Source organism: Clostridium sp. ATCC BAA-442, assembly GCF_964239415.1.
Lineage (GTDB): Bacteria > Bacillota > Clostridia > Oscillospirales > Oscillospiraceae > Flavonifractor > Flavonifractor plautii.
The window spans coordinates 36,916-50,301 of the sequence record NZ_CAXSQB010000003.1; the positions used below are offsets into that span (position 1 = coordinate 36,916).

12 protein-coding genes are annotated in these 13,386 nt (G+C 64.2%); 3 read left to right on the forward strand and 9 right to left on the reverse strand.

Going from position 1 to position 13,386, the window contains the following annotated elements:
• Positions 1-444: YjdF family protein (locus ACESY8_RS02010; protein WP_498794537.1), on the reverse strand; the 444-nt coding region annotated here is incomplete at its 3' end.
• 311 nt (positions 445-755) lie between these two features.
• On the opposite strand from ACESY8_RS02010, the gene ACESY8_RS02015 reads away from it, so the two are divergent.
• A complete protein-coding gene (locus ACESY8_RS02015; protein WP_007495355.1) occupies positions 756-2,324 on the forward strand; it encodes an alkaline phosphatase in 1,569 nt (522 codons plus the stop codon).
• A gap of 85 nt (positions 2,325-2,409) precedes the next feature.
• Positions 2,410-3,651, forward strand: coding sequence for a YibE/F family protein (locus ACESY8_RS02020; protein WP_065535111.1), 1,242 nt, complete (start codon positions 2,410-2,412; stop codon positions 3,649-3,651).
• An 87-nt stretch (positions 3,652-3,738) separates the two neighbouring features.
• Here ACESY8_RS02020 and ACESY8_RS02025 read toward each other — a convergent pair whose 3' ends face one another.
• From ACESY8_RS02025 to ACESY8_RS02060, 8 genes are all read right to left on the reverse strand, one after another.
• The gene (locus ACESY8_RS02025; protein WP_204682048.1) at positions 3,739-5,181 is read right to left on the reverse strand and encodes a MerR family transcriptional regulator; all 1,443 of its coding nucleotides are present in this window, start codon (positions 5,179-5,181) and stop codon (positions 3,739-3,741) included.
• Positions 5,182-5,240: 59 nt separating this feature from the next.
• Positions 5,241-6,371 carry a S41 family peptidase gene (locus tag ACESY8_RS02030; RefSeq protein WP_054338521.1) on the reverse strand — a complete coding sequence of 377 codons (1,131 nt, stop codon included), beginning with the start codon at positions 6,369-6,371 and terminating at the stop codon, positions 5,241-5,243.
• Between the two features lie 125 nt (positions 6,372-6,496).
• The gene (locus ACESY8_RS02035; protein WP_009259255.1) at positions 6,497-7,756 is read right to left on the reverse strand and encodes a murein hydrolase activator EnvC family protein; all 1,260 of its coding nucleotides are present in this window, start codon (positions 7,754-7,756) and stop codon (positions 6,497-6,499) included.
• A gap of 27 nt (positions 7,757-7,783) precedes the next feature.
• The gene (locus ACESY8_RS02040; RefSeq protein ID WP_498794540.1) at positions 7,784-9,022 is read right to left on the reverse strand and encodes a murein hydrolase activator EnvC family protein; all 1,239 of its coding nucleotides are present in this window, start codon (positions 9,020-9,022) and stop codon (positions 7,784-7,786) included.
• A gap of 24 nt (positions 9,023-9,046) precedes the next feature.
• Entirely contained in the window at positions 9,047-9,937 is an 891-nt protein-coding gene (ftsX, locus tag ACESY8_RS02045; protein ID WP_007495367.1) for a permease-like cell division protein FtsX, read from the reverse strand.
• Entirely contained in the window at positions 9,921-10,613 is a 693-nt protein-coding gene (ftsE, locus tag ACESY8_RS02050) for a cell division ATP-binding protein FtsE (RefSeq protein WP_007495369.1), read from the reverse strand. The genes ftsX and ftsE overlap by 17 nt, the downstream gene beginning before the upstream one ends.
• 85 nt (positions 10,614-10,698) lie before the next feature.
• The gene (locus ACESY8_RS02055) at positions 10,699-11,790 is read right to left on the reverse strand and encodes a PucR family transcriptional regulator (RefSeq protein WP_007490801.1); all 1,092 of its coding nucleotides are present in this window, start codon (positions 11,788-11,790) and stop codon (positions 10,699-10,701) included.
• Between the two features lie 269 nt (positions 11,791-12,059).
• Positions 12,060-12,764, reverse strand: a complete 705-nt coding sequence (locus ACESY8_RS02060; protein WP_204682051.1) for a pseudouridine synthase — start codon at positions 12,762-12,764, stop codon at positions 12,060-12,062.
• 103 nt (positions 12,765-12,867) lie between these two features.
• Here ACESY8_RS02060 and ACESY8_RS02065 point away from each other — a divergent pair, with 103 nt between their 5' ends.
• The gene (locus tag ACESY8_RS02065) at positions 12,868-13,344 is read left to right on the forward strand and encodes a DUF4830 domain-containing protein (protein WP_007490798.1); all 477 of its coding nucleotides are present in this window, start codon (positions 12,868-12,870) and stop codon (positions 13,342-13,344) included.
• Positions 13,345-13,386: the final 42 nt, after the last annotated feature.

Genomic DNA, 13,386 nt, shown 5'->3' on the forward strand with positions numbered 1-13,386 from the left:
CCCCCCCCCCCCCCCCCCCCCCCCCCCCCCCCCCCCCCGCTTCTCCTTCTTTTTCTCCTGGCGGAGGCGGAACCTGCGCTCCTCCTCCGCCGCGTCCCTTTGGCGATGCCGCTGCGCCCGTTCCGCCCTGCGCGCCTCCCGCTGGAGCTGGAGGGCCTGCTGGGCCTTCGTGCCGGCGCCGGTTTTCTCTGGACGGTTCCGCACCTGCCGCCGGACCCGCTTGGGATTCTCCCGGCCGGATGGACGCCGGGGCGCCTCTACCGCTGGACTAAAGTCCAGGCCCCGCCACGCCGACAGGAGCCACTGCCAAACCTCTCCGTCCTTCGGCTCGGCGCCGAAGGTATGGCGGCACACCTCCAGGCGCCCCTCCGCCTCCCGCTCGTACACGCCCACCCAGAAGGGGTCGGCAAACCAGACCGTCAGCCTCGCATAGCCGCATTCCATATGAAGTTGTCCTCCTTAAATATAGGTCTTGCGCGGAGCGCGGACAACCAAGGAGGCAGGTTACTGACGGTCCCGGGGGCGGGACGCTCCCTCGGACCGCGCCCGGACTACCAACCGGGCCGTGTTTTTCGTTCCGCCCTCTGATTATCACTCCGGTTCCGCCGCTTGTCAACCCCCGCGCCTCACCTTTCCTTTACGATATCTTACAAAGAGTTTAGCTTGTTTTACACCACGCTGATAGCGCACTCCCCAATCTATCCGCTATCATGGCAGCGTACCGAGCGTATCAAAATAACTTTGGAGGAATCAGAATGAATTGGAAGCGTCCCCTGGCCCTGTCCACGGCCGCCCTGACGCTGGGCACGGCCCTGGCTGCCTGCGGCAATCCCACGGCCGCCGCGCCCGATCCCACCCCCACGCCTGCCGCCGAGGTTCAGTCCCTCTCCACCACCGGCTCCACCGTCAAAGCCCCCAAATACGTGTTTCTCTTCATTGGCGACGGCATGAGCTATCCCCAGATCCAGTCCACATCCGATTTCCTGGGTGCGCTGAACGACGCCGACTATCGGCAGGCCCAGCCCAGCCTGGACGACAACGGCGGAGCCATCCTGGACGGTCCCGAGTACCTCAACTTCATGAACTTTGAGGCCGCCGGCTCCGCCGTGACTTATGACTCCAACTCCTTTGCCCCCGACTCCGCCTCCACCGCCACCTCCATCTCCACCGGCTACAAGACCTACTCCGGCTCCATCAACGTGGACGAAACCGGCACCATTTCCTACGAAACCATTGCCGAACAGCTCCACGCCCAGAAGGGCTATTCGGTGGGCGTCATTACCTCCGTCAACCTCAACCATGCCACCCCTGCCGCCTTCTATGCCCACCAGGCCAGCCGCAATGACTACTACGACATCGGCCTGGAGCTCATCGACTCCGGCTTTGAGTACTTCGCCGGCGGCGGCCTGCTCAAGCCCACCGGCGCCGAGGGAGATCAGGCCGATCTGTACGCCCTGGCGGAAAAGGCGGGCTATCATGTGGTCAAGACCCAGGCTGAGGCCGAGCAGGTCACCGGCGGCCCGGTGGTAATCATCGACGAGCACCTGGCCGACAGCGACGCCATGGCCTACGAGATCGACCGCACTGACGACATGTGGGCCCTGGCCGACTACGTGGAAAAGGGGATTGAGGTGCTCTCCCAGGACAAGGACGGCTTCTTTATGATGTGCGAGGGCGGCAAGATCGACTGGGCCTGCCACGCCAACGACGCCGCCTCCACCATCCACGACACGCAGGCCCTGGCCGATGCGGTACAGGTGGCCATCGACTTCGCCAAGGAGCACGCCGATGAGACCCTGATCCTGGTCACCGGCGACCACGAAACCGGCGGCCTCACCATCGGCTTTGCCGGCACTGACTACGACACCTATCTGGATCTGCTGGAGAGCCAGAAGATCTCCTACGCCAAGTTCGACAGCGACTACGTGTCCAGGTACAAGGAGGACAAGACCTCCTTTGAGGATGTCCTGAAGGATGTGGAGGCGCTCTTCGGCCTCAAGCCCCAGGGCGAGGAGGGCGATAAGCTGGTGCTCACCGACTACGAGCTGGAACAGCTCCGCGCCGCCTACGAGAAGAGCGTCAACGGCACTGCTGCCAGCCAGTACGAGCAGGAGGAATATGTGCTCTACGGCACCTACGAGCCTCTGAGCGTCACCCTCACCCACATCATCAACAACAAGTCCGGCATCTCCTTCACCTCTTACAGCCACACCGGCCTGCCCGTGGCCGTGCTGGCCCACGGTGTTAACGCCGGGCAGTTCAACGGCTACTACGACAATACTCAGATCTATCACAAGCTGGCCGGCATGCTCGGCATAGCCTAACCCCTGCTTTCCCACTTCCATACAGCCGAGGCGGATGGGGTCTCCCGACCCCATCCGCCTCGGCGCAGAAAGGACTTATCCATCTATGCGTTTTCTACGTGCCCCCGCCCAGCGCCGCTATTATGTCCCCGTCGTGCTCTGCCTGGCGCTGACCGCCCTGCTGCTCCTCCTCCCCACCGGGTATGAAGGGGCCGTCCAGTACCAGGAGGCCGACCGCTGCGCGGCCCGGGTGCTGGCGGTGGACGACTCCACCATCGTGGACACCGGGCTCGTCCGCTCCGGTGAGCAGCGCTGCACTCTGGAGCTGCTGGGCGGCCGGTTTCAGGGACGGACCGCCACCGGCATCAACATGCTCAACGGCTCCCTGGAGCAGGACAAGCTATTCGCCCCCGGTGACAAGGCCATGGTGGTGGTCAGCTACCAGGGGGACGAGATTCTCTCCGTCACCATGACCGACCACTACCGCATCGGCAAGGAGGCTCTGCTGGCCGCCGTCTTCGCCGTGTTCCTGATCCTCTTCGCCGGGCGTACCGGCCTGCGGGCCATCGTCTCCTTCGTGCTGACGGTGCTGATGCTGTGGAAGGTTCTGGTGCCCCTCTACCTCAAGGGCTGGAACCCCATCCTGGTCGGCCTGGCGGTTACTCTGGCCCTCACCCTGCTGATCATCGCCCTGGTCTACGGCTTCGAGCGGCGGTGCGCCGCCGCCGTGTCGGGTGCGTTCCTGGGTATACTGGTCACATGTGTGCTTGGCATTGTGTTTACCGACCTGTTTCAGATCCACGGGGCCGTTATGTCCTACTCGGAGAGTCTGCTCTACTCCGGATATCAGGATCTCAACCTGACCCAGATCTTTATGGCGGCGATCTTCATCGGCTCCTCCGGCGCGGTGATGGATCTGGCGGTGGATATCACATCTGCGGTCAACGAGGTAGTGAAAAAGCGCCCTGATATCTCCCGCTGGGAGGCGGTACGCTCCGGTATGAATGTGGGGCGGGCGGCCATGGGCACTATGACAACCACCCTCCTGCTGGCCTACTCCGGCGGCTACGTGGCCCTGCTCATGGTCTTTATGGCCCAGGGCACTCCCCTTTATAACATTCTCAACTACAAGTATGTCGCCTCAGAAATCATACACACCATCGTGGGTTCCTTCGGTCTGGTGACTGTGGCTCCCCTCACCGCCCTGACCAGCGGCTTTCTGCTGGCCGGGCAGAGAGAGCCCAGCCTCCCCACGCCGCCTGTCCGCCGGGCGGCAGAGGGGCAAAGCGCTCCGCAGGGCGATTCAGAGCACGACCGCCGCTTGCTGCGGCTCCTGATGCGGAGATGAACCATCCGGGTTCCCTTTCACGTTGGATCTAACGACTTTTGCGAAAGACTGAACCCCACCGGCTTCGCCGGCGGGGTTTTATATCTTCTATGTCTGGAGGGTCATGGTGAACTCCGTCCGGTAGTACAGCTCCTCCTCCGGCACGCCGTCCTCGGCAAGCAGCCAGCCCCCCACATCCTGGTAGCCCTCCCAGGAGACCATCTGGGTAACGGTCACCGCCCCGGCCTGGAGGGTATAGCTGTCAAAGGGCCGGCTTCCGACGGCCTGAAGCACACCGCTGCTCCACCAGGACACGCCGTTCCACCCCGGCTGGGCGGCGGCAAAGGCCGCAGCCGCCAGAGACTGCTGGGTGGTGCTTCCGAACAGCACCTCCTCCCCGGTGCGCTCCATCACGATGCGTACCCCGGTGACCTCTCCCGCGCCATTGACGGTGAGCTGGTGCGGCGGACCGCCTTCGCCCGGCCAGCACACCGCAGAGCGCCCCGGCGCGATATCCTTCTCCCACTCACCCGCCCCGTTCATCCGCTCGCCGGAGCACACATCCAGCCTCCGGCACCAGTCGTTGACGTTGGCGGCGTATGCCTCCGGAGTGAGAGGCCCCCGGTGGAGGGGCATCAGGGTCGCCTGAAGTGCCAGGACCAGGCTCAGGCCAAACAGGGCGGCCCGGGCGGCGACAAAGCCCCCGATGCGCAGGCCGCTCTCGTCCTTCATGGTATAGGAGGTGTCCTCCTCCCAGTCCTCCGGTTCTCCGTCTCTGCACCGACGCCAGCACTTGTAATTGCGCCAGAGGACATAGATGGGGATGCCGTACCCCTCGCCCCGGGCGAACACCCCCCAGGTGCGGGACAGGGCCCGGCCCCAGGTGAGCTTTCCCCCGTCCCGGTTTCGGACCGCCAGCCCAAATATCCACTTGCCCGGCGTATACCCCCAGGTGCACAGGAGCAGGGGCTCCGCCGCCAGCAGGATACCGTAAGCGGCGTAGGCATTCAGCAGCCGGACTCCCCAGTTGTTCTCAGGAAACCAGCGGAACAGGAACAGGCACACCACCATCCACAGAAAGCTGCAAAGGCTGTAGTCCAGGCCGCGGGCGAAATAGCGCCGCCAGGGGTGGGAGACGGTGGGGGCCGCGTCGGCCCGCAGATCGAAAAAGCCGGGCTGATCCGCCGGGCGGTCCAGCCGGCTGAGGTACCTGTGGGCGTCCAGGGTGGCAAACTCCACCCCGTCCTCCCGCATGGCGCGGCACACCTGTCCCACCCAGTCCAGCTCTGCCCGCCGCCGCGCCAGGGCGGCCTCCTGCTCCCCCAGCAGGGCCGCCAGAGGGCGCTCTCCCCGCTGGGCCTGCCGGATCTCCTCCAGGGACAGTCCGAGCTGCCGCAGCAGCTTCACTTTGCGCAGGGTATCCGCGTCCTCCTCCGTGTAGTCCCGGTAGTTGTTCGCCCCCCGCCTGGGGTGAATGAAGCCCTCCTGCTCATAAAAGCGGATATTGGCCCTGGGCATGTCCAGGGCGGCCTCCAGCTCACCGATCGTCACTCTGCTCGCCTCCCTGTCTCCACGGTAGGGTATCAAGTGGGTTTACAGTCAAGACTTTTTTACCGGATTTTCAGCAATTCCAGCGCGGCGGCCAATTGAGTATCCTCCGCTCCGGTGTTGTATACCTCCGCGTCCAGGGTCAGGCCGGTGCCGATAAGGGAGGCGCCACTTCCGGTGAAGTAGGCGCCGGTGGAGATGGCCACGGCGCCGCCGTGGGGCAGAGGGAAGGTCTGCTGGGAGTAGCCCTTGCCGCTGGTGGGCTCCCCTACGATCACCGCCGCGCCCTGCTCCTGGAGCTCGGCGGCGAAAAACTCGGCGGCGGAGTAGGTGTCGGCGTTGACCAGCACCGCCATGGGCAGTTCCACACAGTCCGCGTCGGAGTTGGTGATCTCCTCATGGCCCGCCCGGTCGCGGCTGATGAAGATGGGGCCCTCGGGCAGCAGGAAGTCCAGCATGTCGGTGAGCTGGCTCAGGTAGCCGCCGCCGTTGTTCCGCATGTCAAAGACCAGCGCCTCCGCCCCCTGCTCCCGGAGCTGGGTGACGGCCTCCTCCAGCCGCTGGGCGCTGTGGTCGTAGAAGTTGAGCAGGCGCACATAGCCCACCTTTCCCTCCAGCATCCGGCTCTCCACCGGGTCGTTCTTCAGCTCGGCCCGCTCCACCTCCACGGTGCGGGCCGCCCCGTCCTCCCCCAGCACCTCCAGGGTGACGGTGGTGCCCGCCTCCCCCTGGATAAGATTCGCGCCCTCATAGCGTGCCTCTCCCGCCAGGGAGGCACCGTCTACAGCGGTAATGACCTCCCCGGCTTCCAATCCAGCCGCCTCGGCGGGGCCCCCGGCCTCCACCGCGAGGATATAGAGTCCCTCCTCCCGTGTGTAGTTGACGGTAATCCCAACCCCCACATACTGGTTGGTGCGGCGCTGGTTCTGGGCCTCCAGCTCATCAGCCGTCAGGTAGTAGCTCCAGCGGTCGCCCAGGCCGGACACCATGCCCTCCAGGGCGGCGTCCACCACCTCTGTCTCGTCATATTCCCCCACAAAGAGGGTGTTGACCAGCCGCAGCCCCTCCACCAGGGAACGCCCACCCTCCCCCATCCAGGCACGGACGGCCAGGAGTCCGCAGCCCAGCACGGCAGCGGCGGTGAGTGCAATGGCCAGCAGAAGCTGGGCCAGGGAAAAACGTTTCTTTCGCACGGGATCAGATCCTTTCCAGAAAAACCAGCGCGGGCGGAGGCCGATGCCTCCGCCCGCCTCTGGGCCTTGCCCGCGCACAGCGGGCGGAATTTCCACAGCAACGCGGCCCTGCCGCTATCCGGACATTACCAAGGGTGGGTCAGGCTCAGGCTGGGGAACTTGCTCTCCGGGTCCACACGGGTGTAGTTGTCCCGCACCTCCAGGTGCAGGTGGTTGCCCGTGGAGCTGCCGGTGGTGCCCACATAGCCGATGGTCTGGCCCTGGGACACCATCTGCCCCTCGCTCACCGCCCGGGAGCTCATGTGGGCGTAGAGGGTGGAGTTACCGTTGCCGTGGTCGATGACCACGTAATTGCCGTAGGAGTAGTGGTAGGCGGAGGTGACCACCTGTCCGCTCTTGCAGGCCTGAATGGGGGTGCCGCCAGGGGCGGGGATGTCGATGCCGGTATGGCTGTGGGCCTTGCCGGTGATGGGGTGAATGCGGTAGCCGAACAGGGAGGTCAGCCGGTAGTAGCCGGGCAGCGGCCACAGGTAGTTGGTCTCCGAGTCGATGGTGACATTGTTTTGCCGGCGCTCCTCCTCCAGTTGCTTCTGCTTCCGGGCGATCTCCGCCTGGATCTCCGCCGCGCCCTCCATCTCGTCGTCCAGCTGGCGGTTGAGCTCCGCCGCGTCGGCATTGATCTGGTCCAGCAGCTTCTGGGCCTCCGCCACCTTGGCCTGCTGCTCCGCCTTCTTGGCCTCCTGCTGGTCCTTGGCCGCCTGCTCCTCCGCACGGGCGCTCTCCAGCTCCGCCTGAAGCCGCTCCAGCTCCTGCCGGGCCGCGGTCAGCTCCTCCATGACCTGGTTGTCGTAGTCCATCACCGCGTCAATGTCCGCCAGGCGATCCAGCATGTCGGAGAAGTTCTCGGCGTTGAAGAGGATGGACCAATAGGATACCGTCCCCTCCTCCTCCATGGCGCGCACCCGCTCGCAGAACAGCTCATACTGGGCCTGCTCTTTGGCCTCTGCCTCCCTGCGCTCCGCCTCTTTCTGGGCGATTTCCTGGTCGTAGTAGGAGATCTGCGCGTTGATGCTGTCCAGCTCGGCATTGATGGCCTCCAACTGCTGCTGCAGGAGCTGCCGCCTCTGCTGGGCGGCAGCCTGGTCCTCCTTCACGTCGGCCAGCTGGTTCTTCAACTCCTGCTGCTTGACCTGGCTCTCCCGCTGCTCCTCCTTCAGCGCGTCGATCTCGCTCTGCGTCACCGCGCCCACGCCGCCGGCGATCATGCTGATCATGGGCAGCAGCAGGAGGAGGGCCATCACCACGGCCAGCCCGGCCACAAACACCCGGCGCCACTCGATTTTCTGCTTCTGGGGTCTCTTTTTCTGACTCTGCTTCTTTGCCACGTTGCCGCTCCTTTTATGTCCGTTCCATTACCAATTATAGGCCCGAATGAAGGGAAGATTGGGATAATATGCCTCGGGGTCTGTCCGCTGGCCGTTCCGCCGCACCTCATAGTAGAGGTGGGGGCCCGACGTATTGCCGGTGTCGCCCACGGCGCCGATGGTCTGCCCCTGGGACACCATCTGCCCCTCGCTCACCGCCCGCGAGGACATGTGGGCGTAGAGGGTGGTGGTGCCGTCCCCGTGGTCGATGACCACGAAGTTGCCGTAGGACCAGTTGGCGCCGGCGCCATACTCCGACATAATGACCTGTCCGCCCCTGGCCGCGTAGATGGGGACGCCGGTGGAGGCGGCCACGTCAATGCCGGTGTGGCTGTTTGGCACGTGATCCACCGGGTGCATCCGGTAGCCGAAGGCCGAGGTCAGCTTCAAATTGGACGCAGGCAGGGGCCACAGCCAGCCGTCGCCGGTAGGCGGGAGCTGGACGTTGTTCTGCTTCCGCTGCTCCTCCAGCTCCTTCTGCTTCCGGGCGATGTCCGCCCCGATGGCGGCCCACTCCGCGTTCTCTGTGTCCAACTGCCGGTTGACCTCCGCCACATCGGCGTTGATCTGGTCCAGCAGCTTCTGGGCCTGCGCCACCTTGGCCTGCTGCTCCGCCCTCTTGGCCTCCTGCTGCTCCCTGGCCGCCTGCTCCTCCGCGCGGGCGCTCTCCAGCTCCGCCTGAAGCCGCTCCAGCTCCTGCCGGGCCGCGGTCAGCTCCTCCATGACCTGGTTGTCGTAGTCCATCACCGCGTCCACATCGGCCAGACGGTCCAGCAGGTCGGAGAAGTCCTCGGCGTTAAAGAGGATGGACCAGTAGGACACCGTCCCCTCCTCCTCCATGGCGCGCACCCGCTCGCAGAACCGCTCATACTGGGCCTGCTCTTTGGCCTCCACCTCCCTGCGCTCCGCCTCTTTCTGGGCGATCTCCCCGTCATAGTAGGAGATCTGCGCGTTGATGCTGTCCAGCTCGGCATTGATTGCCTCTAACTGCTGCTGTAGGAGCTGCCGCTTCTGCTGGGCGGCCGCCTGGTCCTCTTTCACGCCGGCCAACTGCTCCTTCAGCTCCTCCTGCCGGGCCTGGCTCTCCGCCTGCTCGGCCTTCAGCGCGTCGATCTCGCTCTGGGAGGCCGCCCTCACCTGCCGGGCCAGCCCGCCCCAGGCGGGAACCAGCAGCGCGGCCGTCAGCAGGGCGCATGCCGCCCGCCGAAGGGATCTGTCAAACGCCATGGAAGCCTCCTTTTGCCGCTGCCGTTATACCTGCAGAAACTTGCGGATGGCCAGCACCGAGCCGCCCGCGCCGATGACGAAGCCGGTGAGGACGAACACGCCCAGCACCCGTAAAGCCATGGGCTGGAAGGGCAGCACGGTGATCAGGGAGATGGTGTCCGAGCCGCTGATGGCGCTGCCCACCAGCACATAGATGCCCCACTGGAGGAAGAAGGCCGCCACCGCACCCACCAGCCCCAGGATCAGGCCCTCAAAGACGAAGGGCCAGCGGACAAAGGCGTTGGTGGCGCCGCACATCTTCATGATGGCGATCTCCTCCCGCCGGTTGAAGGTGGCCAGCTTGATGGTGTTGGCGATAATGAACAGGCTCACCGCCAACAGGATCACCACCAGGATCACGGCCACCGCCCCGGCGATGTTGCGGATGACGGTGAAGCCCTCGGCGATCTCGGGGGCTGATTTAGTCTTGGCCACGCCGGTTACCTCTTTTACTGCGTTCTCTGTCTCAGTCAGCTTGCTGATGTCGTCCAGATAAACGTGGAACCGGTCCCGGTACACATCGGAGGGCAGGCCGTCAAACAGCTCGTTGCCCTCATAATCGGCCTCAAACTCCTCTTGGGCCTGCTCCTTGGTCATGAATTCCGCCCGGGCCACGTTGGGTACCGCCTCGATGTCGTCCTGGAGGGCTTTAGCCTCCTCCTGGGTGAGGCTCTCGTCGATGTACGCCGTGAATTGGTTCTCGGCCTCCAGATCGCTGAACATGTTCTCCGCATTCACCGCCACCAGGGTAAAGGAGCCCATGATGAGCAGGCAGCAGATAATCATGCAAACCGCGGCGAAGGACATAAAGCCGTGAGTGAAGATGCTGTGGAAGCCCTCTGAGAGGAAATAGCCGAAATCATATCGTTGTCTCATTGTTGTAATACCCGCCCGTCTCGTCGCTGATGATCCTGCCGTTCTCAATGGCCACCACCCGCTTGGAGAAGCGGTTGACCAGTTCCTTCGCGTGGGTGACCACCAGCACGGTGGTACCCAGCTCGTTGATGCGCTCCAGCAGCATCATGATCTCCAGGGAGCGCATGGGGTCCAGATTGCCCGTCGGCTCGTCGGCGATGATCATCTGGGGGTTGTTCACCAGGGCGCGGGCGATGGCCACCCGCTGCTGCTCGCCGCCGGAGAGCTGGTTGGGCTTGCGGTCTCCCTTCTGGTCCAGGCCCACCAGCTCCAGTACGTAGGGCACACGCTTGCGGATCTCCCGGGGGGAGGCCCCCACCGCCCGCATGGCAAAGGTCAGGTTCTCCCGCACCGTCTTTTTCTCAATGAGCCGGAAATCCTGGAAGATGACCCCCAGGGTGCGCCGCATGTAGGGCACCTGCCGGGGCCGGATGTTGTTCAGATTGTAGCCGTTGACCATCAGCCGCCCGCCGGTGGGCGCGATTTCGGCGGTGATGAGCTTCAGAATCGTAGACTTTCCGGAGCCGGAAGGGCCCACCAGAAAGACAAATTCCCCGTCGTCGATGCGCAGGTTGACCCCCTTCAGGGCCTTTGTCCCGTTGTCATAGGACTTTTGAATGTCAATAAGCCGTATCACGCTCGGTTACCTCATTTATCGTATTCGAAAGAAATGCCCACTGCCAGCAGGGACGCCGTCTCCGGCGCCCCTGCTGGCAGTGCACTCAGTTGTCGATGCCCCGGGAGATCAGGTACTTCTTGACCATCAGCGCCACCTTGAAGGTGATGGCGTCGTCAAACTCCCGCAGATCCAGTCCGGTAAGCTTCTTGATCTTCTCCAGGCGGTACACCAGGGTGTTCCGGTGGACAAAGAGCTTCCGGGCCGTCTCGGATACGTTCAGGTTGTTCTCAAAGAACTTGTTGATGGTGAACAGGGTCTCCTGGTCCAGGGCGTCGATGGGGTTCTTCTTAAACACCTCTTGAAGGAACATCTCGCACAGGGTGGTGGGCAACTGGTAGATCAGCCGGCCGATACCCAGATTCTCGTAATTGATGATGCTCTTCTCCGTGTCGAACACCCGGCCCACGTCGATGGCGATCCCCGCCTCCTTGTAGGCCCGGGCCAACTCCCGGATGTGGCCCACGATGGTGCCGATGCCGATGACCACCCGCACATGGAGCTCCTCGGTGATCTTCTCCTCGATCTGCTTGGCGATCTTATAGAGCTCCCGTGGCTCCGCCCCCTCAGAGAGCTGCTTGATGAGGGCCACGTCAGTCTCGCTGATCGAGAGGACGAAGTCCACCTGCTTGTCGGGGAACAGGGTATGCACCACGTCAATGAGGGCGGGATCGCTGGTCTCCACCTGGCGGATCAGGAACACCGCCCGGGGCGCCTCGGAGACAAAGTGCAGCTCCTTGGCGCGGACATAGATGTCCCCCAGCAGAATGTTGTCGGAGATGATGTTCTTGACAAAGGTGGCCTTGTCGTGCTTCTCCTCATAGTAGGTCTTGGCGCCGTTCAGCGCCACCGTGGCCATGGCGCAGAGCATCTGCGCCTCGGAGTCCTCACCCTTGACAAAGGCGGCATAGTCGAACTGGGCCCCCCAGCCGGCCAGTGCCTTGAAGGTGCGCCCGTCAAAGCGGACCGCGTCTCCCTCGCCCCTGTTGACCGCCTCCACGGCGCCCGGCCAGTGCTCCCCGATGCAGCTCAACTCATTGCAGGCCACCACCGTTCCCTCAGAATCGATCACGCCGATGGCTCTCTCCGTGCTGTCCTTCATCTGTAAGACAACGCTCTGAAAAATCCTGCTGGACATGGTGATAGCCTCCTTATTTTGATTCCCCCGCAGGGGGACAAACCGCTCTCTCGTCCATTTCCTTTCTATTATACCGGGTCTTTTTGCCCTTTTCAATAGGTTTTGCAAAATTTTTTGTTGAAATTGCCGAAAGCTGACAGGAAGCACAGAGGCCGTGGGCTGGGAGACGAAGGCAGGGCGCAGACGAAACCGCAGCGCTAAGCCAAAGCGCTGGCATGCCCGGCTGTGCCGGGCAAGTTGGCCGTGAGCGTTCCCCGCTCGGGCCGCCCCTACGCCTGCCGCAGAGCGGCCACCTCCTCCGCAGACAGAGGCCGCCACTTCCCCCTTTCCAGGGCCGGGTCCAGCATGAGCGGCCCCATGGTCAGCCGCTTGAGGTACACCACCGGCTTCCCCCGGGCCGCCAGCATGCGCTTGATCTGGTGGTACTTGCCCTCGTGTAGGGTAACGAGGGCGGTGTCCGGCTGCTCCAGCACCTCCAACCCCGCAGGCAGGCAGGCCAGCCCGTCTTCCAGCATCATCCCTGCGGCGAAGGCCGCCGCGTCCGCCCCATCCAGTTCCCCGTCCACCCGGACGAAGTAGGTCTTGTCCACGTGGTTCCGGGGGGCCAGCAGGCGGTGGGCCAGGGGGCCGTCATTGGTGAGCAGGAGCAGGCCCTCGGTGTCCTTGTCCAGCCGTCCCGCCGGGAAGAGCCCCACCCGGCGCAGATGCTGGGGCAGCAGCTCCAGCACGGTGGGCTGGCGGGGGTCCTCCGTCGCGGACACCAGCCCCGCCGGCTTGTGGAGCATCAGGTAAACCAGCCGCTCCCCGGAAACCGTTTCGCCGTCCACCTCAAAGCGGGCCGCGGGGTCGTATTTCCCGTCCGCCGCCTGGGCCGTCACGCCGTCCACGGCCACCCGGCCGACCCGCACCAGCTCCCGCGCCTCTTTTCGGGACCACCGGCCTGTATTGGCCAAAATTTTATCCAACCGCTCCATAGGCTCCTCCTGTGGCTCGTCCTTTTTTCAACATTTTAGCATACAACGGTGGAAAAGAACATACCAATCATCACGACCACTTTTCGGAAGGGAGCGTTGCGCTGTGTTCATCATCACCGCCAAGGTCCGCAAGGGCCGAATTGCAGCCGTCGCGGCGGCCGCCGCCGTGGTCTGCGGCGTACTGGTGGCGGCCGCCGGGCTGCTGGGGGGGCGGGGCGCGGCGGCCTCCGCTGCGGTCAGCCCCAAGGGAGTCCGCACCAACGAGGACCGGATCGCCTATCTGGAGAGCTACGGCTGGTCGGTCTCCAGCGACCCCATCGCCGTGGAGGAGCTGATCATCCCCGAGCAGTTCGACGAGACCTACAGCCAGTACCTGGAACTCCAGGCCAGCCAGGGCTTCGATCTGACTGACTACTGCGGCAAGCGCGTCAAGCGGTACACCTATGAGATCACCAACTACCCCACCGGTGAGAGCGGCATCCAGGCCGGCCTGCTCGTCTACAAGAGCACGGTCATCGGCGGCGATGTGCTCTCCGCCCAGCTCGGGGGCTTCATCCACGGGCTGGAGATGCCTGCCTGAATGGAAAGGGGGGGGGGGGGGGGGGGGGGGGGGGGGGGGGGG

Bases quoted from the DNA above. Each gene is read 5' to 3' on its own strand.
- ACESY8_RS02055 (WP_007490801.1), bottom strand. From the start codon at position 11,790: ATGTCCAGCAGGATTTTTCAGAGCGTTGTCTTACAGATGAAGGACAGC.
- ACESY8_RS02015 (WP_007495355.1), top strand. From the start codon at position 756: ATGAATTGGAAGCGTCCCCTGGCCCTGTCCACGGCCGCCCTGACGCTG.
- ftsX (WP_007495367.1), bottom strand. From the start codon at position 9,937: ATGAGACAACGATATGATTTCGGCTATTTCCTCTCAGAGGGCTTCCAC.
- ACESY8_RS02060 (WP_204682051.1), bottom strand. From the start codon at position 12,764: ATGGAGCGGTTGGATAAAATTTTGGCCAATACAGGCCGGTGGTCCCGA.
- ACESY8_RS02040 (WP_498794540.1), bottom strand. From the start codon at position 9,022: ATGGCGTTTGACAGATCCCTTCGGCGGGCGGCATGCGCCCTGCTGACG.
- ACESY8_RS02020 (WP_065535111.1), top strand. From the start codon at position 2,410: ATGCGTTTTCTACGTGCCCCCGCCCAGCGCCGCTATTATGTCCCCGTC.